This window comes from Anaerococcus faecalis (assembly GCF_013371425.1).
Taxonomy (GTDB): Bacteria; Bacillota; Clostridia; order Tissierellales; family Peptoniphilaceae; genus Anaerococcus; species Anaerococcus porci.
This window is the reverse complement of record NZ_JABVBA010000007.1, coordinates 13,480-32,296: the sequence shown is the minus strand read 5'-3', so window position 1 is coordinate 32,296 and position 18,817 is coordinate 13,480. Positions and strand designations below refer to the sequence as shown.

The window sequence follows — 18,817 nt, the reverse complement described above, 5'->3', positions numbered from 1 at the left end:
GTCTACCTCAATTCAACCCAGTAATCTCCATTTGCTTCAATAAATTCATCTAATACCTTTTTAGCGACCAAGGCGTTAGGAACTGTTTGGTTTAATGCAAAAGCCTCTAAAGCTTTTTGATATGAGTTTTCAAAATGTGCATCTACCAATAGCTTTTCTGAAGCAACTTGAGCTTCCATAAGTCCCTTATGAAAATCAGGTATATTAAAACCTAGTCTTATTGGCTCAATTCCCTTTGAATTTACATAACAAGGAACTTCAACAGTAGCATCGAATCTTAAATTCGGAATTGCACCCATATTTTCTACAATTAAGATAAATCTATTATTTTTGTTATATAATAGTGATGTAGCTATATCGACAATATATTGTCCATGTGAGTCACTTTCATAATCTATACTATCAAGATTAGGATTATTTTTTATCTCTTTTACTGTATCTTTAATCTTTTTTAATCTACCATCCATAATTTGATTTGCTCTAGTATAATTTATATCAGACTCTTCAACTATCATTTCTGAGTATAAATAATACTCAAGATAGTTATTTGGGATATTTTCTGGAAAATCTTTTACAAGTTTTCTCATATTTTGATATGTTAAAGCCCAACTTTTATCTAATCCTTCAGTATTAAAACCTATTTCTTTTATCTTATCAATAATCTCAGGCATAACGTCTTTGGATTTAGATATATCATAAATTGATTTATACCATCCAAAATGATTTAAACCATAATATTCTTGAATCCAATTTTTTCTATCATATCCAAATGAATCACATATAATCTCTTCAATGCCAATAGTCATATCACAAGCATTTATAATCTTTGCTTTAGGAAATTTTCTCCTTACTGTTTCTGCAACAATTGTTTCTGGATTAGTATAATTTAATATCCATGCATTTGGAGCATACATTTGAATTAATTCTACAAGTTCAGAAAACCCTTTCATCGATCTCATTCCATATGAAAAGCCTCCAAGACCGCAAGTTTCTTGTCCTACTAGACCATACTTCAATGGAATTTTTTCATCTTTTTCTCTCATTTCTATTTTTCCAACTCTAATTTGTGAAAATACAAAGTCAATTCCAGCAAAAGCAACTTTTGGATCTTCAGTAACTAGAATTTTAACACTATAACCACCATTTTTGATAATAAAATCAATTATGATTCCCATATCTTTATTCTTTTCGGAATCGTTATCATATAATCTAATTTCATTTACATCCAATTCATCACTTTTTAAAAGTGTTAACACCATACCTGGAGTATAGCCACTACCTGCACCTGCAATTGTAACTTTTATCTTTTTCTTTTCAACACTCATAAAACCTCCTTTAAATATTTTATATTTATAATATATAAAATTTTATTTTATTTTTCAATTATATTGAAAAAAATAAATTATTTTCCAAAAATAATTTGATTATCTGTTAAAATATGAAATATTTTTCACATAACTTTATATGCTATAATATAAGAGTAATAATATTATATTTTGAGGTAATATATGGACTTTTTTGATTTTTTCAAAATTAAATATAATGATAAATTAAATTCATCTGATAAAGAAATCTTAAAATATTTAGAAAATAATGTTAACGCTATCCCTAATTCTACATTAAGTCAAATGAGTGAATTAGCATTTACGTCAAATTCAACTCTATATAGGCTAATAAGGAAATTAGGCTTTGATTCTTATAATAATTTCAAATTTGAAATTAAAAAATATTTAAATTTGGAATGTGATGATTCCTTATTTTATAAAATAGTAAACTCTTCTATTACAGAAACAGAACAGCTTATAAATAAAGACATTGAGAAAGTAGCTGAATTAATTTTAAATGCAGAAAGATTATATATTTATCCAACTGGATGGAAGCAAACTAAAATTACTGAGAATTTTATTGTGGATCTTCAATCCTACTCTTTAAAATTTCAAGTTATTAGAGATATTAATGAATTCTCTAATATTAAAAATATAAAAAAGTCTTTACTAATGATAATATCTTATAGCGGTGATACATTTAAGTACGCTAAAGAAATAGAAGACTTAATCTTAAATAGAAATATAATTATTATTGGCATTTCAATTAATAGAGAAAATGAATTAAAAAATATTTCAGACTATTGTCTTCAATATTCATCTATAGGACTAGAAGATGAAAGTGGACACTGGAATACTTTGTCTTTAGAATATCTATTAGAAAGATTGATAAATAAAATTTTACATAATTAATAATGAAACCATGCAAAATTAAGCTAAACGATATTAAATTATTTATTTTTTCTGACATTTGCTTATCTTTCTCTATCTAAAAATTCTTTTTAAAATTGGATTATTATCTATATTGTATCAGTTTTAATAGATTATTTCACTTTATTAATTCATATTACTAATATGAAAAAATATTTTGTAAAATTATTTGACAACTATCTTTTAATTTGTTATTATCTAAGAAATACTTTGAAAAGCAAGTAAGTTATAGAATTATCTTAAGAGAGGTCTTGGTTGGTGTGAAAGACTGGGTTTTGTGACTGAAGAGAGGCTTTTAATAGTTGGGAGTATAATACATAAGCTTTCCCGTCTAACCCTCGTTATGGGTTCTAATGAGGCAAATTTATTTTGTGAATTAGGGTGGCAACACGTTTTTTTCGTCCCTTTTGTCGGGGCGATTTTTTATTTGGAGGATAATATGGATGATAATATTTACTATGGATTTTTGTCACTATTACCTGCACTTATTGCAATTATTTTATCTATATGTACTAAAAATATTATAGTTTCACTTTTGATTGCAGTTTATGTGGGTGCTTTGATTATTAATAATTTTAATCCTTTTACAGGACTGATTTCTATGATTTCTGATTTTATGTATGTAAAAATTGCAGAGGAGTCTAACGCCCAGACTATTTTTATGATGTCTATTATTGGGGGTTTTGTGGCTCTTTTAACTAGTACTGGTGCTGCCAATTCTTTTGCAAAGAATATGACTCATAAATTAGATAGTCGTTCCAAGGGTGAGTTTTTAACATGGATTGGAGGAATTGTTATATGGTTTACTGATACTGGTAATTCTCTTATACTTGGACCTATATTTGAAGAGATTTTAGATAAGCTTAAGACTTCCAAGGAGAAGTTTGCCTATATTCTAGATGTTACTTCAATTTGTGATGCTGCTTTAATTCCTATTATAGGTTGGGGTGTTTATTCTATGGGTCTTATAGATACTGAACTTAAAAATTTAAGTATAAACAGTATTAGCTCATGGACTGTTTATGTAGGAGCTATTCCTTTTAATTTTTATGCTATAATCTCCCTTGTTTTAGCTGGTTTTTTAGCCTTTAGTCAGTTTGATTTTGGTCCTATGCTTAAGGCTCAACATAGGGCAGCTGTTAAGGGTGAGACTATGAGAGAAGGTGGAACTCCTATGAGAAAACCCATTAAAGAGCATTTTAATAAGGATGTAGATGTTTCTGTTTGGATTATGATTATTCCTTTGATTGTAATGGTTATAACTATTTTTACTAACCTTATTTTAAATGGCTTTCCAAGAGATGTTGTTCCTGGAAAGATGATTAGGTCATCTATTGCTGCAGGATTTTTGCTTGCATCTTTGACTTTGATTTTACTTTCTATGAAAGATAAGATTATGACTTTTAATGAGTGTATGTCCATATTTTTGAAGGGTGTTTCTAATTCTTCTTTTATGGCAGTATTACTTACTCTTGCTTGGTCTTTGGGAGGAGTTTCTACTCAAATGGGAACTGCTGAGTATATCTTAAGAATTACAGAAGGATTCTTGAGTCCAGAAGTTCTTCCAGGAATATTTTTCCTTATAGGATGCATAATGTCCTTTGCTACAGGTTCTTCTTGGGGAACTATGGCAATTCTTATGCCACTTGCTATACCTATGGCTTACAAGCTTGATGTATCCCTTTCAGTTGTAGTTGCCGCAGTATCATCTGGTGGACTTTTTGGTGATTCATCATCTCCAATATCAGATACAACTATGCTAGCCTCAACTGGGGCCGGTGGAGACCATATGGACTTTTTCACCTGTATGCTACCTTACTCATTAACTGTAGGAGTTATCTCTTTTGTAACTTTTATAATAGCAGGGCATATGGCATCTAATCTTATAATATTTGCCTCACTAGTATTTGTTCTTGTACTAGCCTATCTACTACACAAGTTCTTTATGAAAAAGTATGGCTTTGATAAATTTTAATAAAAAAATATTTTATTTATTAAGTTATAAGCTAGTCTATAACAAAAAAGGATAGAGCCCGTATAATTGTGTAAAAAGAAAAAGGTCATTTGAAACCTAACCTAGTACAATGTTTTTAACAAGCCAAAACTAAACTAGGAGGTATCAAATGACCCAATTACATTGTAGACTTAAATCAACTAATTGCTTAGAAAGACTAGACGAAAAAGTTAGAAGACGTGAAAAAGTGATTGGAATATTTCCAAATCAAGAATCGGCTATTAGACTAATAGGAGCAATCCTCATTGATATTAATGAGGATTGGATAACATCTTCTAAATTGTATATTAGAATGAAATAGTAAATATTTTACTAGTAATTTTTGCACAAATATTATGGACTTGACTAAAATCATGTAAAATAAAGCGATTTCTTTATCTTATTGCATTAAAATTTATCCCTATAGTTTTCTAATTTTATAAAAAAAGCACCTCTCCAGTGCTTTTAAATTATTTGCTAACTATTTTTTTATATAATTTCATAAGTTTTCCTACACATTCAAATTCTAGCATATTCTTCTAATCAAATCTAGGTATTTATTAGTTTAGTTGACTTATATCAGCCAAATTTCAAATTAAAACATCATCTCTTATTTGATATGCTTAGTAAAGCTGAACAAAAAGAATACTTTTCAAAAACTAAATTTGGCAAATATTCTTTAAGTTCTTCATATACAAAATATATTTCTTCATCATCCCGGTATTTTCCAGCTTTTAATTTACAAGATTCTAAATCTTTTCTTCTCTCAAAAGCTACATCTCCAATAAATATTTTTCCACCTTCATTTAATAGTAAAAGTAAAGATTTTATAAACGAAATCTTTTGTGAATCTTTCAAATGGTGAAGTGAATATGTTGCAATAATTACATCATATCTTTGTTTTCTCAAATCTTCTACTAGTCCTTTAGTAAAATCGCCTTTATATAGCCTTGCATTTGGCATTTTTTCTTGAGCAGTCTTAATCATCTTTTCAGAGAAATCTTGCCCATAGATTTTATATCCTTTTTCATATAAATGACTTGCTAAATTTCCTGTACCAAAGCCAATATCTAAAACTTTTTTTCCATTTGATTTTAATACTCTATTATAAATCTCATTTAAAATTTTTTTATAAGCTGCAAAAGGATATTCCTTATTATCATCTGATAAAGTAACACTTTCATTATAATTTTCAGCCCACAAGTTAAATCCTTTATTATCTAACAATTATTTCTCCTCGATTCTTATATATGATTTTACAAATTTATTTATATCAATATCTACTCTCATAATATCTTGAAATGAAAATCATGATTAAGGGAGATATAAAGACTGATATTCCTAAAAATATTGCTGGTAAGTATGCCTTTATTGACATTGAGATTATTGCGATTATTCCCATTAACACCATTAATATTGCTGACATTGTTGCATTTACCTTATCTCTTATTTTCTCATTTCTTTCATCATTTATACTTATTCTATAATCTAAATCTTCCTTTAACATTTTATTATGAATTATTTTTACATAACTAACAGTAAAGCTTATAGCAAATACTTGGGTTAATATTATTTCTAATGTTTTATTTAAATCTAATAAAAATACTACTAAAAGGCTTAAGATTCCTATTAAACATCCTAAATACCAAATTTTATTATTTTTCATAATCTTTCTCCTCATAGATAAAAATTTCTTCAATTTTTAGATTAAAATAGCTTGCAATTTTAAAGGCCAGTATTATTGATGGATTGTATCTTCCATTTTCCAAAGAACCTACAGTTTGTCTTGATACTTCTAGTGCTCTTGCAAGCTCTTCTTGCGTTATACCCTTTTCCTTTCTTATTTCTTCAAGTCTATTTTTCATTTAACCACCCCACTTATGTAAAGTTAGCTTTACATATATTATAATAATTTTAATAATTTATGTCAAGTTTACTTTCCATATTTGTTGATTGATAAAAAAATAAACCCTGGAAACTGGGTTTATTTTCTATTATCTTCACTTATTTTTCTAATCTCTCTACAAGGATTACCAAAGGCAACTGTGTTGTCTCCTATATCTTTTGTTACGACTGATCCTGATCCTATTACAGTATTATCTCCTATTTTTACTCCAGGATTTATTATAACACCTGCTCCTATCCATACATTGTCCCCTATTTCGACTGATTTTGCATATTCTAGGCCCTCATTTCTTCTTTTATAGTCGATTGGGTGTCCTGCTGTGGATATGGTTACATTTGGGGCTATAAAGACGTTTTTTCCTATTTTTACTTTCGCCCCATCTAGTATTATAAGCTTGTGGTTTGCGTAAAAATTTTCTCCAACTTCTATATTAAATCCATAGTCACAATAAAAAGGACTTACTATTTCTATGTTTTTTCCATGCTTTATTTGTAATTTATCAATAATTTCAAGTTTTTTCTTCTCATCACTTGGCATAGTATTATTATATTCAAAACATATGTCTTTCGCTTTAAGTCTTAGTTTTAAGATTTCTTTATCATAGTTTGCATCGTATATTTCGCCTTTTAGCATTTTTTCAAATTCCCTCATATTTTTATCCCTAGTGATTTTTTAGCCAAGAAATCTGCCAAGTCGTTGTATTTGTCGTTTGAGTGAGCCTTTACTTTTATAAAATGAATATCTATCATCTTTTTAGCGTTTTGGAAAAAGTTATAGTATCTTTGGGTTAGTTCGTTATTTCTCTTCCAAGATCCTTTTGCCCATGATTCTATTCCTTGATAGTCAAAGTGAATATAGATTGTTTTTTTACCTTCTTCTATTGCCTTATTTATAGCTCCAACGCTCGCCTTAACCTCTCCTGCCACATTTCTATGAATGTGAAATTTATCATCAAAGGCTTCATATATCTCTTCTATCTTATCATCAGTAATGTAGACTATACCTGTCCCATATTTCTTATCATTTTTGGAATAGGAACCATCTATATATGCTATTACTGAATTCTTGTCTGCCTTTACTTCTATTTCTTTGTCTAAAAGGAAGTCTTCTGCCTCTTCTTTTTTCTTGAAGGATTTGTATATAGCTCCCTTATATCCTTTTACCTCTTTTAAACACAAATCCCAGGATGTATATATCCCGGGATTTCTTCCCTTTTTAACTGCATAATATTTCATTATTTTTCTATACTTTCTTCACTTACCCAATATGCTACTGAACCCGGTCCAACATTAAACATTCCATTTCCATTTTCATCTATGATTACTTTATTTTTGTTTTTTCCAGATAAATCTACATAATTTTTTCCAGCTTCTTCTTCTCCAACAAACATTTGTTTTTCTGCCATATCCCCTATAGATATAATTACTGCTAGGGAGGAAGTATCCTTATCGGTCCTTCTTACCCATCCAACTACTTGTGGATTATCAAAATAGTCATCTTGTTCTCCAAATGAATATTTTATTCTTACGCTTAACATATTATCTATCATATCTTTAAGTGGCTCTTTTTTAACCTGACCTTTTAGACCATAATAATCGCCTGCAAAGATACAAGGATAGCCGTCTTTTCTAAATAATATAAGTGAATAAGCAATTTCCTTAAACCAATCCTCTACCCATGAGTCTAAAGATTGACCTGGTTGAGAGTCATGATTATCAACAAAAGTCACTGCTTGGAGTGGATGCCTTTCAACTATTGTGTTATTAAAAATATTTCTCATATCATAGTTTCCGTTGGATTTGCTTGCCTCTTCCATATGAAAGTGAAGTGGTACATCAAATAAGTCTATCTTCCAATCAGTATCATCAAGATAACCATCTATTTTCTTTTCATCATATTGCCAATATTCTCCAAAAAGATAAAAATCATTTCCTTTTTTATCCATTATATGTTTGGAAAGATCATAGATAAAGTTTTCTGATATGTGTTTTAATGCATCATACCTAAAACCATCTACCTTGGTTTCTTCCATAAACCAATCAATCCACTTGAATATTTCTTCCCTTACTTCTGGATGGTTATGGTCTATATCAGCATTCATAAGATAGTCAAAATTTCCCTTCTCATGACTTACACCTTCATCCCAATACTTCCCATCACCTAATATCCTATATATGGCCTTGGTACCTGTATTTGAATCATAGTCTACACCTGAAAAGTGATAATAGTGCCAAACAAAATCTGAGTATTTGCCGGCTCTTCCAGGAAAGTCAAAACCTGTCCAAGCCTTTATTTTTATATCTCCAGATACGTCTTTTTCTCTATTATTTTGATCTACCATTCTTGCCATGAATTCTTCTTCAAAGTCAGCATTTCCTTTATGGTTTAATACTACATCTGCATAGACTCTTATATCATTTTTATGGAGTTCATCTATTGCATCTAGAAGTTCTTTTTTTGTACCATACTTTGTTCTTATACTTCCCTTTTGATCAAATTCTCCCAAATCCCATAAATCATATATACCATAACCTACGTCTTGGTCTCCACCACCCTTACACATAGGTGGAAGCCAAAGAGCATCTATACCAGATTCTTTAAGCTTTTTTGCATTTTTCTTTAAATTTTTATAAAAGTTACCATCAGCTGGTGTATCCCACTCAAAGGCTTGCATCATAACATCAGGCATTTTCTTCTCCTTTAACTATAGCAACAGATGCAGAAGAGCCTAGTCTATTTGCACCAGCCTCAATCATTTCTATTGCTTCAGCATATGTGTGAATTCCACCACTTGCCTTAACTCCTAAATCATCTCCTACAGTTTTTCTCATTAAGGAAACATCTTCCTTTTTAGCACCAGCTGTTGAAAATCCAGTAGAAGTTTTTACAAAATCAGCTTTTGCTTCTTTAGAAAGTTCACATATCTTTACTTTTTCTTCATCATTTAAAAGGCAAGTTTCAATTATTACTTTTAAAATCTTATCTTTTGAAGCTTTCCTAACTTCTTTTATATCATTTAAAATATAATCGTAGTCCTTATCTTTTAACCTTCCTACATTTATAACCATATCTATCTCATCTGCTCCGTCTTCTATGGCACACTTTGCCTCAAAGGCTTTGGCTTTAGTTGACATTGCTCCAAGTGGAAAACCTACTACAGATGTTATTCTTATATCTTTATCCATATTCCTTATATATTTTACAAAGGATGAGTTTACACAAACTGATTTAAACTTATATTTCTTAGCTTCTTTTACAAGTTTTTCTATTTGCTCTACTCTTGCATCTGCCTTTAGAAGTGTATGGTCAATATAATCATTGATTTTCATCTAATTCTCCTTATATTCTAACAAGCAAAGACTTATGTCGTCTTCTTGCTCACCCCAATAGTATTTATCTAGCTCGTCTAAAAGCTCATCTAATTTCTTTAGCTTTTTTATGCTTTCTTCTAATCTATATACCCCAAATTCTTCTTTATTTGCATCTTTTGCTTCTGTTACTCCGTCTGTATAAAATAAAATCTTGTCATTTGGATGTAGTTTAACTGTGACTTCCTGATAGATATTTTGCTCTATTATATTTGATATCATTCTTCCTGATACAAGAAGTTTGTTTACATAGTTCTTATTTTCTTGGTAATGGAGAGGTGGGCAGTTTAGTCCTGCATTTGAATAGGTAAGGATATTATATTTAGTATTGAATATACCAACCCAGACTGTAAAATACTGGGATGAGTTCATATCAAGCTTTACAAATTCAGACCTCAATTTCTTTAAAACTTGACCTGGTGAATAGTTTTTATGACTTTCAAGTATTCCTATTATAGATAATTTTACAAACATGGTCATAATTGATGCCTTGACTCCATGTCCCATTACATCTGCAATATAGAAAGCGAACCTATTTTCATCAATTTTTATTATATCAAATAAATCCCCTGAAACATCATTTGAAGGAATGTATCTTCCTTCAAGTTTTATTTTCCCATATTGCTTGTTTTTAGGAAGAATACTTGATTGAATTTTTCTTACAAATCTGATATCATCTAGCATCTTTCTGTTAGCATTAAAAAGCTCAACTTTCATTTTAGATTCACTGGTAATATCTCTATAAACTTCGATAGTGCCTACAAATTCTTTGTCAAAATATAAAGGTGATGACTTTTTTGAATAGTACTTTCCTGCTATCAACTTTTCTTCTTCTATTGTATTATTTTTAAAAATATCAGCTTGTTCTTCTAAGTTTTCACTTTCTACATTTAACTCAATGAGTGACCTATCAAGGTGAATATCTCTTCTCATCTTTTCATTTACAAAAATAAGTCTTCCGTATTTATCAAGAATTCTCACCCAATCATCCATTGAGTTTAAGGCATAAAAGTTAATTCTACTAAAATTTTCGATTTTTTCCTTACCCATTTCTACCTCTTTATAACATATTCTACTTTTATGTTATCATTTATAGGATATATTTTCAATTTATAAGTGATTTTATTATATTTCTACACAAAATTAATTTAAAATTCTGCCTATAAATCTTTAATTAGCAATATTTAGTATATATAAAACTATAAGTAAATATATATTCATAAATAATAGATAGTATTATACCACTTGTTTATATATTTTAAATTTTTCAATTAAAAAAAGCACCTTATTTTCATAAGATGCTATAGAGTAAGTTTATTATACTAGTTCTATAATAGCTCTTTCAGAACCATCGCCTCTTCTTGGTCCTAATTTTAGTACTCTAGTATATCCACCATTTCTGTCCTCATATCCAGGTGCTATTTCATTGAATAATTTTTGAACTGTAGATGGTTTATATATATAACTTGCTGCTTGTCTTCTTGTGTGAAGTGTATTCTTCTTACCTAATGTAATCATACGATCAGCCATTTTTTGTGTTTCTTTTGCTCTTGTTAGTGTAGTGATTATTCTACCATTATCTAACAAAGAAGTTACTTGATTTCTAAGTAAGGCAGTTCTATGATCTGTCCTTCTACCAAGCTTTCTTTTATTAGCCATCATTTCCTCCTAATCTTCTTTTAAGCTAAGACCTAAACTTTCAATCTTATCTTTTACTTCATCAAATGATTTTTTACCAAAGTTTTTGATTTCTTTAAGTTCAGATTCACTTTTTTCTATAATATCACCCACATTTGTAAAGCCTGCTCTCTTTAGGCAGTTAAATGATCTTAGTGATAGGTCTAATTCCTCAATTGTTTTAGCCTTTTGTTCAGATTGATTGTCTTCTTCGATTATTTCATCTTCAACTTCAACCTCTTCTTCTTCAGGTGGGAATTGTTGACCTGGTAATTCTTTGAAAAATCTAATATCATCCATAAGAATTGTTGCTCCAACACTAAGTGATTCTTGAGGAGTGATTGTTCCATCGGTCCAAACTTCAAGTATTAATTTATCATAGTCTGTTGATTCACCTACTCTTGTATTTTCTACTGTGAAATTTACACTCTTTACTGGTGTAAATGATGAATCTATGGCTATGGCCCCTATTGGGTCTGTATCTTTTTTGTTTTCTTCTGCTACCCTATAACCCTTACCATCAGTAACATCAAGAGCTATGAATAATCTTCCCTTTTCATTTACTGTAGCAAGATAGTGGTCTGGATTAGCGATTTCAACTTGATTGTCAGTTTTTATATCTTTTGCTGTAACAATCTTTGGACCTTCAATATCTAAAAAAAGTGTTATATCTTCTTTTGTATATTTTTTTATATCGATACCTTTGATATTTAATATTAATTCAGGCACATCTTCAACAACTCCTGGAATTGTTGAGAATTCATGTAGTACCCCGTCTATAAGAATCTTTGAGACGCTAGAACCAGGTAAGGATGATAAAAGCATCCTTCTCATACTGTTTCCTATGGTTGTACCATAGCCTCTTTCGAGTGGATATAGAACAAACTTACCGTAGTTGGTTTCTTCATCTATATCTAAAATTTCAATCTTTGTATCTAATTTCTCTATCATTGTATCTCCTTAGTTCTAACAATTTATCTAATTCTATTTAGAATAGAACTCAACAATCATACGCTCTTCTACAGGTATATCAATGTCTTCTCTTGCAGGGAAGTGTTCTACCTTAACCTTAAGATTTTCAAGGTCGCTATCTAACCAAGATACCACTCCAAATGAAGCGTTAGCTTCCTTTACAGCCTTGAATAGTTGTGATGATCTTGATTTTTCTTTAACTTCAATTACATCACCTTCATTTACAAGTATTGAAGGAATATCTACATTCTTACCATTTACTAAAAGGTGTCCATGAGTTACTATTTGTCTTGCTTCTCTTCTTGTACGAGCAAGTCCTGATCTAAATGCTATATTATCAAGTCTTCTTTCACAAAGAATAATTAGGTTTTCACCTGCTTGTCCTTCTAATTTAAGAGCTTTTTCATAATAGCCTCTAAATTGTTTTTCACTTACTCCATAAATGAATTTAGCTTTTTGTTTTTCCCTTTGTTGCATACCATATTCACTAAGTTTTCTTCTTTGATTAGAGTTTGTTCTTTTAGATTCTCCTGAATAACCTAAGTATGCTGGGCTTATTCCTAAGCTTCTACATCTTTTAAATATTGGATCTCTGCTTACTGCCATAATCTCTCCTTACTAAACTCTTCTTCTCTTAGGTGGTCTACAACCATTGTGTGGAATTGGTGTTACATCTTTTATCATTGTTACTTCAAGTCCTGCTGCTTGCAAGCTTCTGATTGCAGATTCTCTTCCAGAGCCTGGTCCTTTAACAAAAACTTCTACTGTCTTAAGACCGTATTCCATAGCTTTTTTAGCTGCCTCTTGTGCTGCCTCTTGTGCTGCGAAAGGAGTAGATTTTCTTGATCCTCTAAATCCTAATTGTCCAGCACTAGCCCATGAAAGTGCGTTACCTTGAGCATCTGTCAAAGTTACCATTGTGTTATTGAATGTTGAATTGATATGAGCTTGTCCTCTTTCGACATTCTTTTTAACTCTTCTTCTACCTCTTTTAGCAGAAGATTTTCTAGTCTTTGCTGCCATATCTCCTCCTAATGTCTTCCTTTTCTAGTTCTAGCGTTGTTTTTTGTATTTTGACCTCTTACAGGTAGACCTTTTTTGTGTCTCATTCCCCTATAACAGTTGATTTCTCTAAGGTTTCTGATATTCATTGATACTTCACGTCTAAGGTCACCTTCGATTGTGTAATCATCAAGTGCCTCACGAATTTTACCTAATTCGCCTTCTGTAAGATCTTTCATTTTTGTATCAGGGTCGATTCCTGTTTTTTCTAATATTTCTTGTGCTGAAGATTTTCCTATACCATAAATATAGGTTAATCCAATTTCTGCTCTTTTTTCTCTAGGTAAGTCTATACCAGCTATTCTTGGCATCTAAAACCTCCTTAACCTTGTCTTTGTTTATGTTTTGGATTTTCGCAAATTACCATTACTTTACCATTTCTTTTGATAATTTTGCATTTATCACACATTTTTTTTACTGATGCTCTAACTTTCATTATCGTTCTCTCTTTCTTTATACTAACTTGAATAAAATAATCTAACTTTGACTAAACAGCTTATTTGCTCGCTTAGTTTTTCGGACTCACTTCGTTCGTCTCGAAAATTAAAGATTTTTTTCAAAAATCTTTAACACTGCCGTGACTACTTCTTTCTCCAAGTAATTCTACCTTGAGTAAGATCATATGGGGATAGTTCTACTGTTACTGTATCTCCTGGTAATATCCTAATGTAGTTCATTCTAAGTTTACCTGAAATATGTGCTTGTATTTGGTGACCATTTTCAAGTTCTACTTTAAATATTGCATTTGGTAGAGCTTCTTTAACTACTCCTGTTACTTCTATAGCATCTTTTTTTGACATCGATAAAATCTTCCTTTCTTTAGTGTTTATCTATTAATGTCTGATTGATTCGCTTTTAACAACAAGACATGATCTAGATATCTTTAGGTAAAGACTCTATCTTCATCTCGTTTTCGATTTTGTAATTTATTGAAAAATTCAGTATATTTGTCATATCTCGAAAATTATTTTCCTAAACTTTTTTTAATTTGCTCAAAAACTTCATCAGGAGTTTTTGTACCGTCAATAGTAACTAATATACCTTTATCATTATAGTAATCAATCAAAACTGATGTGTGTTTCTTGTAAACATCAAGTCTTTCTTTAACTGCTTCTGGTCTATCGTCTTCTCTTTGGATAAGTTTTTCTCCTGTTTCATCATCAATTCCTTCAACTTTTGGAGGATTGTATTTTATATGATAAACTTTTCCAGTTGATATATTTACTCTTCTTCCAGATATTCTTTCAATAATTACATCTTCTGGTACTTCTATATTTATTACCTTATCAATCTTATTATCTCTTTTTTGCATTCCTTCATCAAGTGCTTCGGCTTGAGTAATATTTCTAGGGAAACCATCAAGTAGAATTGTTTTGCCATCTTCTACCTTATCAAGGGCATCCCAAACCAAATCTATTGTTAATTCGTCTGGAACTAGTTGTCCTTTGTTCATGAAGCCAACAGCTTTTTGGCCTAAAGGAGTGTTGTTTTTTATATTTGTTCTAAATATATCCCCGGTAGATATTTGAACTGCATCCAATTCTTTTATTAACTTTTCTGCTTGTGTTCCCTTACCTGCTCCCGGTGGTCCTAACAATATGATATTCATTATATTACCTATTTAAAAATCCTTTGTAGTTTTTCATAGTAAGCATAGCTTCTATTTGTTTTACTGTTTCAAGTATTACACCAACAACTATTATTACTGAACTTCCACCAAATGATAAGTTTAGTCCTAAAAATCTTGATGATATTGCTGGTACTATTGTTAGTAAGGCTAATGAAATAGCACCAATAAATGTGATTTTATTTGCAACTTTGGCTAAATAGTCACTTGTTGGTTTTCCAGGTCTTATTCCTGGTATAAATCCACCATTTTGTTGTAGTTGCTTAGCATACTCAACTGTATTAAATTGTATCATGTTATAAAAGTAAGCAAATACTAATATAAGTACTGCTTGTATTATAAGATATAATACGAATCCAAATGTTGATTGGCTAAAGAATTTATTTAAAGCTCCTCCGCCTGCATTTCCCATAAATAATGAAATTGTTGATGGTATTGCAAGAACTGCTGAAGCAAATATGATTGGCATTACTCCACTCATGTTTACCTTAACTGGTATATGGGTTGATTGTCCACCATACATCTTTCTTCCAACTACTCTTTTTGCATATTGTATTGGAATTTTCCTCTCACCTTCTGTAATCTTAACGGTGAATAATACTATAAAGATTACTACAATTGCCATTATTATTATTGATAAGATGGAAGTTGTATTGTAGTGAAGTCCTGTCTTCCATGTACTTAATGTTTTTGGTACGTTAGCGATTATACCCATAAAGATTATAATTGATACACCATTACCTATACCTTTTTCTGTTATGGTCTCACCCATCCATGTAACAAGCATTGTTCCACCGATAAGCACTACATTCATAACAAATTTTTGGAATGTTGTTGCAGATGATAGTGCAGCTCCATATAATCCGTTTGTTATGGCTATAGCTTGGAATATTGCAAGAAATATTGTCATATATCTTGTATATCTTTGTATAGCCTTTCTACCTGCTTCGCCTTCTTTAGTTAGCTCTTCAAACCTTGGTATTACTACTGTTAATAATTGCATTACGATTGATGCTGTAATGTAGGGTTGTACACCAAGTGCAAATATTGATAGGGTTGAAAGTCCACCACCTGTTAACATATTTAAATAATCAACGAGTGTTCCTTCCATTCCTTTATAGGCATCAGCCAACTTTTGGGCGTCTATAAATGGAATCGGGATGTTGTTACCTAGCCTATAGATAACTAACATCACTAGAGTGAAGTAGAATTTTTTTCTAATTTCTTCTTCACTCCAAGCTCTCTTTAGCGTATCTAACATTAGATCACCTCAGCCTTTCCCCCTTGGGCTGTGATTTTTTCTTCTGCTTGCTTTGTAAATTTGTGAGCTTTAACTGTTAATTTCTTTGTTAATTCACCATCGCCTAAAATTTTGATTCCAGCTTTAGCTTTGTTTTTATTTAAGATTTTGTTTTCAAATAAAAGTTCAGGTGTAACTTCTGTTCCGTCTTCAAAGATTTCTAATTCTTCAACATTTATTACTTCATATTGTTTTCTGTTGAAGTTTTTAAATCCTCTTTTTGGAAGACGTCTAAATAGTGGCATTTGTCCACCTTCAAATCCTGGTCTAACTCCTCCACCACTTCTTGAGTTTTGTCCGTCTTGACCACGACCTGCTCTTGTACCATTTCCACTTCCTGGACCTCTACCTTTTCTATTTTTTGTTTTTAGCTTTTGGTTAGGTTTTAAATCGTGAAGTTTCATTCTACACCTCCTAGCTTAATTCTTTTACTTCCAACATAAATGGAATTTTATTTATCATTCCTCTTAAGGCAGGATTATCTTCTCTTACTACAGATTGTCCAATCTTTCTAAGACCTAAGGCTTTAGCTGTAGCGATTTGATCATCTTTTCTACCTATGAAGGATTTTTTTAATTTGATTTCAACTTTTGCCATAGAATACTCCTTAATAATCGAATTCTTCTATCGATTTACCACGTAATCTTGCAACCTCTTCTACTGTTTTCATAGATTGAAATGCTTTTATACAAGCATTGATTATGTTTTGTGGGTTTGATGAACCTAGGTTTTTAGCTCTGATATCTTTATAACCTGCAAGTTCACAAATAGCACGAACTGGTCCTCCAGCTATGATTCCAGTACCTTCTGATGCTGGCATAAGAAGTACTTGACCAGCACCTTTTTTTGCTAAGATTCTGTGTGGAACTGTAGTATTTACTATAGGAACAGAAATCATGTGTTTTTTACCATCTTCTGTTGCTTTTCTAATAGCTTCTGGAACCTCTGTTGCTTTTCCAGTTCCTATACCTACATGTCCATTTTGATCTCCTACTACCACTAGGGCAGCAAATCTCATGTTACGTCCACCTTTTACAGTTTTAGCAACTCTATTTATACTAACTACTCTATCTTCGAGGTTTAGTTTGTCTACATCTTGTTTTAATAAATACATCTAAATCCTCCCTCGTTAAAACTTAAGACCATTTTCTCTTGCTGCTTCAGCTAGGGCTTTTACTTTTCCATGATAAAGATATCCGTTTCTGTCAAAAACAACCTCTTCAATTCCTTTATCAAGTGCATTTTTTGCAATTTGCTCACCAACTTTTGTGGCAGCATCAATATTTGCACAGTTTTCTAAGCCTTCTTTTACTTCACTTTGAAGAGTGTTTGCACTTGCTAGTGTAACACCATTTACATCATCTATTAGTTGTGCATATATATTAGTATTTGATTTGTAGACACTAAGTCTTGGTTTTTGAGCAGTTCCACTGACTTTATTTCTTACTCTAAACTTACGAGTTTTTAATTTTTGCTCTTTTGTTCTTTTAGCCATTTATTGCCCCCTACTTACCTGTCTTACCAACTTTTCTTCTAACATGTTCGCCCTCATAACGGATTCCTTTACCCTTATATGGTTCAGGTTTTCTCCAATTTCTGATATTTGCTGCATGTTGTCCAACTAGTTGTTTATTTGTTCCCTTTACAATAATAGTTCTATCGTTAGGAACTTCTACTTCAATACCTTCAGGATCTTCCATCTTAACTTGGTGAGAGAATCCTAGGTTCATTACAAGTGTATTTCCTTGCTTTTGAGCTCTATATCCTGTACCTTCAATTTGAAGTGTTTTTGCATAGCCTTCTGTTACACCTACTACCATATTGTGAACTAATGATCTATAAAGACCATGTTCTTGATTTTCAAGTTTTGTAGGATTTTCAGAGGCAATTATATTTAATTCATTATCTTTTTGCTCAATTTTTAGTCTTTTAGATACTAATTGAGAATCTTCGCCTTTTGGTCCTTTTACTGTAATCAAATTGTCTTTAACATCAATAGTTACTCCAGAAGGGATTTCAATTGGTTTTTTACCTATTCTTGACATTTATTCCTCCTTACCATACGTAACAAATAACTTCTCCACCAACATTAGCTTGGCGAGCGTCTTTATCTGTTAATAGTCCTTTTGATGTTGATATTATTGCAATTCCAAGTCCATCTAATACTTTAGGCACTTCATTTGCTTTAACATAAACTCTTAATCCTGGTTTGGATATTCTTCTAAGTCCTGTTATAACTTTTTCGCCTTCTTCTGTATATTTTAAATCTATTGTAAGAACACCTTGCTTATTGTCTTCTTCTACATCAAAGCCTTTAATATAACCTTCATCTAAAAGGATTTGAGCAATAGCACGTTTCTCATTAGAAGATGGTAAGCTTACAGATAAATGATTAGCCTTGTTACCATTTCTTATTCTAGTTAGCATATCCGCAATTGGATCTGTCATCATAATTAATTTCCTCCTAACTTACCAGCTTGCTTTTCTTACTCCAGGAATTTCCCCTTTGTTTGCGAGCTCCCTAAAGCATATACGACATAAACCGTATTTTCTTAGTACACCATGTGGTCTTCCGCAAAGCTTACATCTTGTGTATGCTCTTGTACTATATTTTGGTTTTCTTTTTTGTTTCGCAATCATTGACTTTTTTGCCATTT

The 18,817-nt window shown here is 31.1% G+C and carries 27 protein-coding genes, 1 pseudogene and 1 other annotated feature; of the genes and pseudogenes, 3 read left to right on the top strand and 25 right to left on the bottom strand.

The window, feature by feature from the left end; all coding sequences use genetic code 11:
- Positions 1-2: 2 nt before the first annotated feature.
- Positions 3-1,325 carry a family 4 glycosyl hydrolase gene (locus tag HV819_RS07430; protein WP_176269873.1) on the bottom strand — a complete coding sequence of 441 codons (1,323 nt, stop codon included), beginning with the start codon at positions 1,323-1,325 and terminating at the stop codon, positions 3-5.
- Between the two features lie 183 nt (positions 1,326-1,508).
- On the opposite strand from HV819_RS07430, the gene HV819_RS07425 reads away from it, so the two are divergent.
- The 3 genes and pseudogenes from HV819_RS07425 to HV819_RS07415 form a co-directional block, all read left to right on the top strand.
- Positions 1,509-2,237 (top strand): MurR/RpiR family transcriptional regulator, encoded by a 729-nt coding sequence (locus HV819_RS07425; RefSeq protein WP_176269872.1) that lies wholly within the window; start codon positions 1,509-1,511, stop codon positions 2,235-2,237.
- A 219-nt stretch (positions 2,238-2,456) separates the two neighbouring features.
- Positions 2,457-2,664, top strand: a binding site (T-box leader).
- A gap of 30 nt (positions 2,665-2,694) precedes the next feature.
- Entirely contained in the window at positions 2,695-4,230 is a 1,536-nt protein-coding gene (locus HV819_RS07420; protein ID WP_229771220.1) for a Na+/H+ antiporter NhaC family protein, read from the top strand.
- A gap of 160 nt (positions 4,231-4,390) precedes the next feature.
- A pseudogene (locus tag HV819_RS07415) lies at positions 4,391-4,570 on the top strand (transposase); the annotation flags it as partial.
- A 281-nt stretch (positions 4,571-4,851) separates the two neighbouring features.
- On the opposite strand, the gene HV819_RS07410 reads toward HV819_RS07415, so the two are convergent.
- The 24 genes from HV819_RS07410 to HV819_RS07295 form a co-directional block, all read right to left on the bottom strand.
- Positions 4,852-5,475, bottom strand: coding sequence for a class I SAM-dependent methyltransferase (locus HV819_RS07410; RefSeq protein ID WP_176269871.1), 624 nt, complete (start codon positions 5,473-5,475; stop codon positions 4,852-4,854).
- Between the two features lie 46 nt (positions 5,476-5,521).
- Positions 5,522-5,914 carry a DUF2178 domain-containing protein gene (locus tag HV819_RS07405; protein WP_154540715.1) on the bottom strand — a complete coding sequence of 131 codons (393 nt, stop codon included), beginning with the start codon at positions 5,912-5,914 and terminating at the stop codon, positions 5,522-5,524.
- Positions 5,904-6,113 (bottom strand): helix-turn-helix transcriptional regulator, encoded by a 210-nt coding sequence (locus tag HV819_RS07400; RefSeq protein ID WP_176269870.1) that lies wholly within the window; start codon positions 6,111-6,113, stop codon positions 5,904-5,906. Before HV819_RS07400 ends, HV819_RS07405 begins: the two co-directional genes overlap by 11 nt.
- Before the next feature lie 119 nt (positions 6,114-6,232).
- Complete coding sequence (locus tag HV819_RS07395; protein WP_154540711.1) at positions 6,233-6,805, bottom strand: sugar O-acetyltransferase; 573 nt, start codon at positions 6,803-6,805, stop codon at positions 6,233-6,235.
- A complete protein-coding gene (locus tag HV819_RS07390) occupies positions 6,802-7,389 on the bottom strand; it encodes a ribonuclease H1 domain-containing protein (RefSeq protein ID WP_176269869.1) in 588 nt (195 codons plus the stop codon). The genes HV819_RS07395 and HV819_RS07390 overlap by 4 nt, the downstream gene beginning before the upstream one ends.
- Positions 7,389-8,843, bottom strand: coding sequence for an alpha-amylase (locus HV819_RS07385; RefSeq protein ID WP_176269868.1), 1,455 nt, complete (start codon positions 8,841-8,843; stop codon positions 7,389-7,391). Before HV819_RS07385 ends, HV819_RS07390 begins: the two co-directional genes overlap by 1 nt.
- Positions 8,836-9,483, bottom strand: a complete 648-nt coding sequence (deoC, locus tag HV819_RS07380; RefSeq protein ID WP_176269867.1) for a deoxyribose-phosphate aldolase — start codon at positions 9,481-9,483, stop codon at positions 8,836-8,838. The genes HV819_RS07385 and deoC overlap by 8 nt, the downstream gene beginning before the upstream one ends.
- Positions 9,484-10,572 carry a SpoIIE family protein phosphatase gene (locus HV819_RS07375; RefSeq protein ID WP_154540703.1) on the bottom strand — a complete coding sequence of 363 codons (1,089 nt, stop codon included), beginning with the start codon at positions 10,570-10,572 and terminating at the stop codon, positions 9,484-9,486.
- A 267-nt stretch (positions 10,573-10,839) separates the two neighbouring features.
- On the bottom strand, positions 10,840-11,181 hold the full coding sequence (rplQ, locus tag HV819_RS07370) for a 50S ribosomal protein L17 (protein WP_154540701.1): 342 nt from the start codon (positions 11,179-11,181) through the stop codon (positions 10,840-10,842).
- Positions 11,182-11,190: 9 nt separating this feature from the next.
- Entirely contained in the window at positions 11,191-12,150 is a 960-nt protein-coding gene (locus HV819_RS07365; RefSeq protein ID WP_154540699.1) for a DNA-directed RNA polymerase subunit alpha, read from the bottom strand.
- A 33-nt stretch (positions 12,151-12,183) separates the two neighbouring features.
- Entirely contained in the window at positions 12,184-12,777 is a 594-nt protein-coding gene (rpsD, locus tag HV819_RS07360) for a 30S ribosomal protein S4 (RefSeq protein WP_154540697.1), read from the bottom strand.
- A 12-nt stretch (positions 12,778-12,789) separates the two neighbouring features.
- Positions 12,790-13,194: a 30S ribosomal protein S11 gene (gene rpsK, locus HV819_RS07355; protein ID WP_154540695.1), complete on the bottom strand. Its 405-nt coding sequence runs from the start codon at positions 13,192-13,194 to the stop codon at positions 12,790-12,792.
- Positions 13,195-13,202: 8 nt separating this feature from the next.
- On the bottom strand, positions 13,203-13,544 hold the full coding sequence (gene rpsM, locus HV819_RS07350) for a 30S ribosomal protein S13 (RefSeq protein ID WP_154540693.1): 342 nt from the start codon (positions 13,542-13,544) through the stop codon (positions 13,203-13,205).
- Between the two features lie 11 nt (positions 13,545-13,555).
- Entirely contained in the window at positions 13,556-13,669 is a 114-nt protein-coding gene (rpmJ, locus tag HV819_RS07345; protein WP_004818043.1) for a 50S ribosomal protein L36, read from the bottom strand.
- Between the two features lie 145 nt (positions 13,670-13,814).
- Positions 13,815-14,033 carry a translation initiation factor IF-1 gene (gene infA, locus HV819_RS07340; protein WP_154540691.1) on the bottom strand — a complete coding sequence of 73 codons (219 nt, stop codon included), beginning with the start codon at positions 14,031-14,033 and terminating at the stop codon, positions 13,815-13,817.
- Between the two features lie 164 nt (positions 14,034-14,197).
- Entirely contained in the window at positions 14,198-14,842 is a 645-nt protein-coding gene (locus HV819_RS07335; protein ID WP_154540689.1) for an adenylate kinase, read from the bottom strand.
- Between the two features lie 4 nt (positions 14,843-14,846).
- Positions 14,847-16,121 carry a preprotein translocase subunit SecY gene (gene secY, locus HV819_RS07330; RefSeq protein ID WP_154540687.1) on the bottom strand — a complete coding sequence of 425 codons (1,275 nt, stop codon included), beginning with the start codon at positions 16,119-16,121 and terminating at the stop codon, positions 14,847-14,849.
- The gene (rplO, locus tag HV819_RS07325) at positions 16,121-16,564 is read right to left on the bottom strand and encodes a 50S ribosomal protein L15 (RefSeq protein WP_154540685.1); all 444 of its coding nucleotides are present in this window, start codon (positions 16,562-16,564) and stop codon (positions 16,121-16,123) included. The genes secY and rplO overlap by 1 nt, the downstream gene beginning before the upstream one ends.
- Positions 16,565-16,574: 10 nt before the next feature.
- Entirely contained in the window at positions 16,575-16,757 is a 183-nt protein-coding gene (rpmD, locus tag HV819_RS07320; protein WP_154540683.1) for a 50S ribosomal protein L30, read from the bottom strand.
- A gap of 10 nt (positions 16,758-16,767) precedes the next feature.
- The gene (gene rpsE, locus HV819_RS07315; RefSeq protein WP_154540681.1) at positions 16,768-17,274 is read right to left on the bottom strand and encodes a 30S ribosomal protein S5; all 507 of its coding nucleotides are present in this window, start codon (positions 17,272-17,274) and stop codon (positions 16,768-16,770) included.
- A 15-nt stretch (positions 17,275-17,289) separates the two neighbouring features.
- Positions 17,290-17,655 (bottom strand): 50S ribosomal protein L18, encoded by a 366-nt coding sequence (gene rplR / locus HV819_RS07310; protein WP_154540679.1) that lies wholly within the window; start codon positions 17,653-17,655, stop codon positions 17,290-17,292.
- A gap of 10 nt (positions 17,656-17,665) precedes the next feature.
- The gene (gene rplF, locus HV819_RS07305) at positions 17,666-18,205 is read right to left on the bottom strand and encodes a 50S ribosomal protein L6 (RefSeq protein ID WP_154540677.1); all 540 of its coding nucleotides are present in this window, start codon (positions 18,203-18,205) and stop codon (positions 17,666-17,668) included.
- 10 nt (positions 18,206-18,215) lie between these two features.
- Complete coding sequence (gene rpsH / locus HV819_RS07300) at positions 18,216-18,611, bottom strand: 30S ribosomal protein S8 (protein WP_154540675.1); 396 nt, start codon at positions 18,609-18,611, stop codon at positions 18,216-18,218.
- 18 nt (positions 18,612-18,629) lie between these two features.
- Entirely contained in the window at positions 18,630-18,815 is a 186-nt protein-coding gene (locus tag HV819_RS07295; RefSeq protein WP_154540673.1) for a type Z 30S ribosomal protein S14, read from the bottom strand.
- Positions 18,816-18,817: the final 2 nt, after the last annotated feature.

Coding starts and splice junctions, on each gene's coding strand:
- HV819_RS07430 (WP_176269873.1), bottom strand. CDS start 1,325: ATGAGTGTTGAAAAGAAAAAGATAAAAGTTACAATTGCAGGTGCAGGT.
- HV819_RS07425 (WP_176269872.1), top strand. CDS start 1,509: ATGGACTTTTTTGATTTTTTCAAAATTAAATATAATGATAAATTAAAT.
- HV819_RS07420 (WP_229771220.1), top strand. CDS start 2,695: ATGGATGATAATATTTACTATGGATTTTTGTCACTATTACCTGCACTT.
- HV819_RS07405 (WP_154540715.1), bottom strand. CDS start 5,914: ATGAAAAATAATAAAATTTGGTATTTAGGATGTTTAATAGGAATCTTA.
- HV819_RS07400 (WP_176269870.1), bottom strand. CDS start 6,113: ATGAAAAATAGACTTGAAGAAATAAGAAAGGAAAAGGGTATAACGCAA.
- HV819_RS07395 (WP_154540711.1), bottom strand. CDS start 6,805: ATGAGGGAATTTGAAAAAATGCTAAAAGGCGAAATATACGATGCAAAC.
- HV819_RS07390 (WP_176269869.1), bottom strand. CDS start 7,389: ATGAAATATTATGCAGTTAAAAAGGGAAGAAATCCCGGGATATATACA.
- HV819_RS07385 (WP_176269868.1), bottom strand. CDS start 8,843: ATGCCTGATGTTATGATGCAAGCCTTTGAGTGGGATACACCAGCTGAT.
- deoC (WP_176269867.1), bottom strand. CDS start 9,483: ATGAAAATCAATGATTATATTGACCATACACTTCTAAAGGCAGATGCA.
- HV819_RS07375 (WP_154540703.1), bottom strand. CDS start 10,572: ATGGGTAAGGAAAAAATCGAAAATTTTAGTAGAATTAACTTTTATGCC.
- rplQ (WP_154540701.1), bottom strand. CDS start 11,181: ATGGCTAATAAAAGAAAGCTTGGTAGAAGGACAGATCATAGAACTGCC.
- HV819_RS07365 (WP_154540699.1), bottom strand. CDS start 12,150: ATGATAGAGAAATTAGATACAAAGATTGAAATTTTAGATATAGATGAA.
- rpsD (WP_154540697.1), bottom strand. CDS start 12,777: ATGGCAGTAAGCAGAGATCCAATATTTAAAAGATGTAGAAGCTTAGGA.
- rpsK (WP_154540695.1), bottom strand. CDS start 13,194: ATGGCAGCAAAGACTAGAAAATCTTCTGCTAAAAGAGGTAGAAGAAGA.
- rpsM (WP_154540693.1), bottom strand. CDS start 13,544: ATGCCAAGAATAGCTGGTATAGACTTACCTAGAGAAAAAAGAGCAGAA.
- rpmJ (WP_004818043.1), bottom strand. CDS start 13,669: ATGAAAGTTAGAGCATCAGTAAAAAAAATGTGTGATAAATGCAAAATT.
- infA (WP_154540691.1), bottom strand. CDS start 14,033: ATGTCAAAAAAAGATGCTATAGAAGTAACAGGAGTAGTTAAAGAAGCT.
- HV819_RS07335 (WP_154540689.1), bottom strand. CDS start 14,842: ATGAATATCATATTGTTAGGACCACCGGGAGCAGGTAAGGGAACACAA.
- secY (WP_154540687.1), bottom strand. CDS start 16,121: ATGTTAGATACGCTAAAGAGAGCTTGGAGTGAAGAAGAAATTAGAAAA.
- rplO (WP_154540685.1), bottom strand. CDS start 16,564: ATGAAACTTCACGATTTAAAACCTAACCAAAAGCTAAAAACAAAAAAT.
- rpmD (WP_154540683.1), bottom strand. CDS start 16,757: ATGGCAAAAGTTGAAATCAAATTAAAAAAATCCTTCATAGGTAGAAAA.
- rpsE (WP_154540681.1), bottom strand. CDS start 17,274: ATGTATTTATTAAAACAAGATGTAGACAAACTAAACCTCGAAGATAGA.
- rplR (WP_154540679.1), bottom strand. CDS start 17,655: ATGGCTAAAAGAACAAAAGAGCAAAAATTAAAAACTCGTAAGTTTAGA.
- rplF (WP_154540677.1), bottom strand. CDS start 18,205: ATGTCAAGAATAGGTAAAAAACCAATTGAAATCCCTTCTGGAGTAACT.
- rpsH (WP_154540675.1), bottom strand. CDS start 18,611: ATGATGACAGATCCAATTGCGGATATGCTAACTAGAATAAGAAATGGT.
- HV819_RS07295 (WP_154540673.1), bottom strand. CDS start 18,815: ATGGCAAAAAAGTCAATGATTGCGAAACAAAAAAGAAAACCAAAATAT.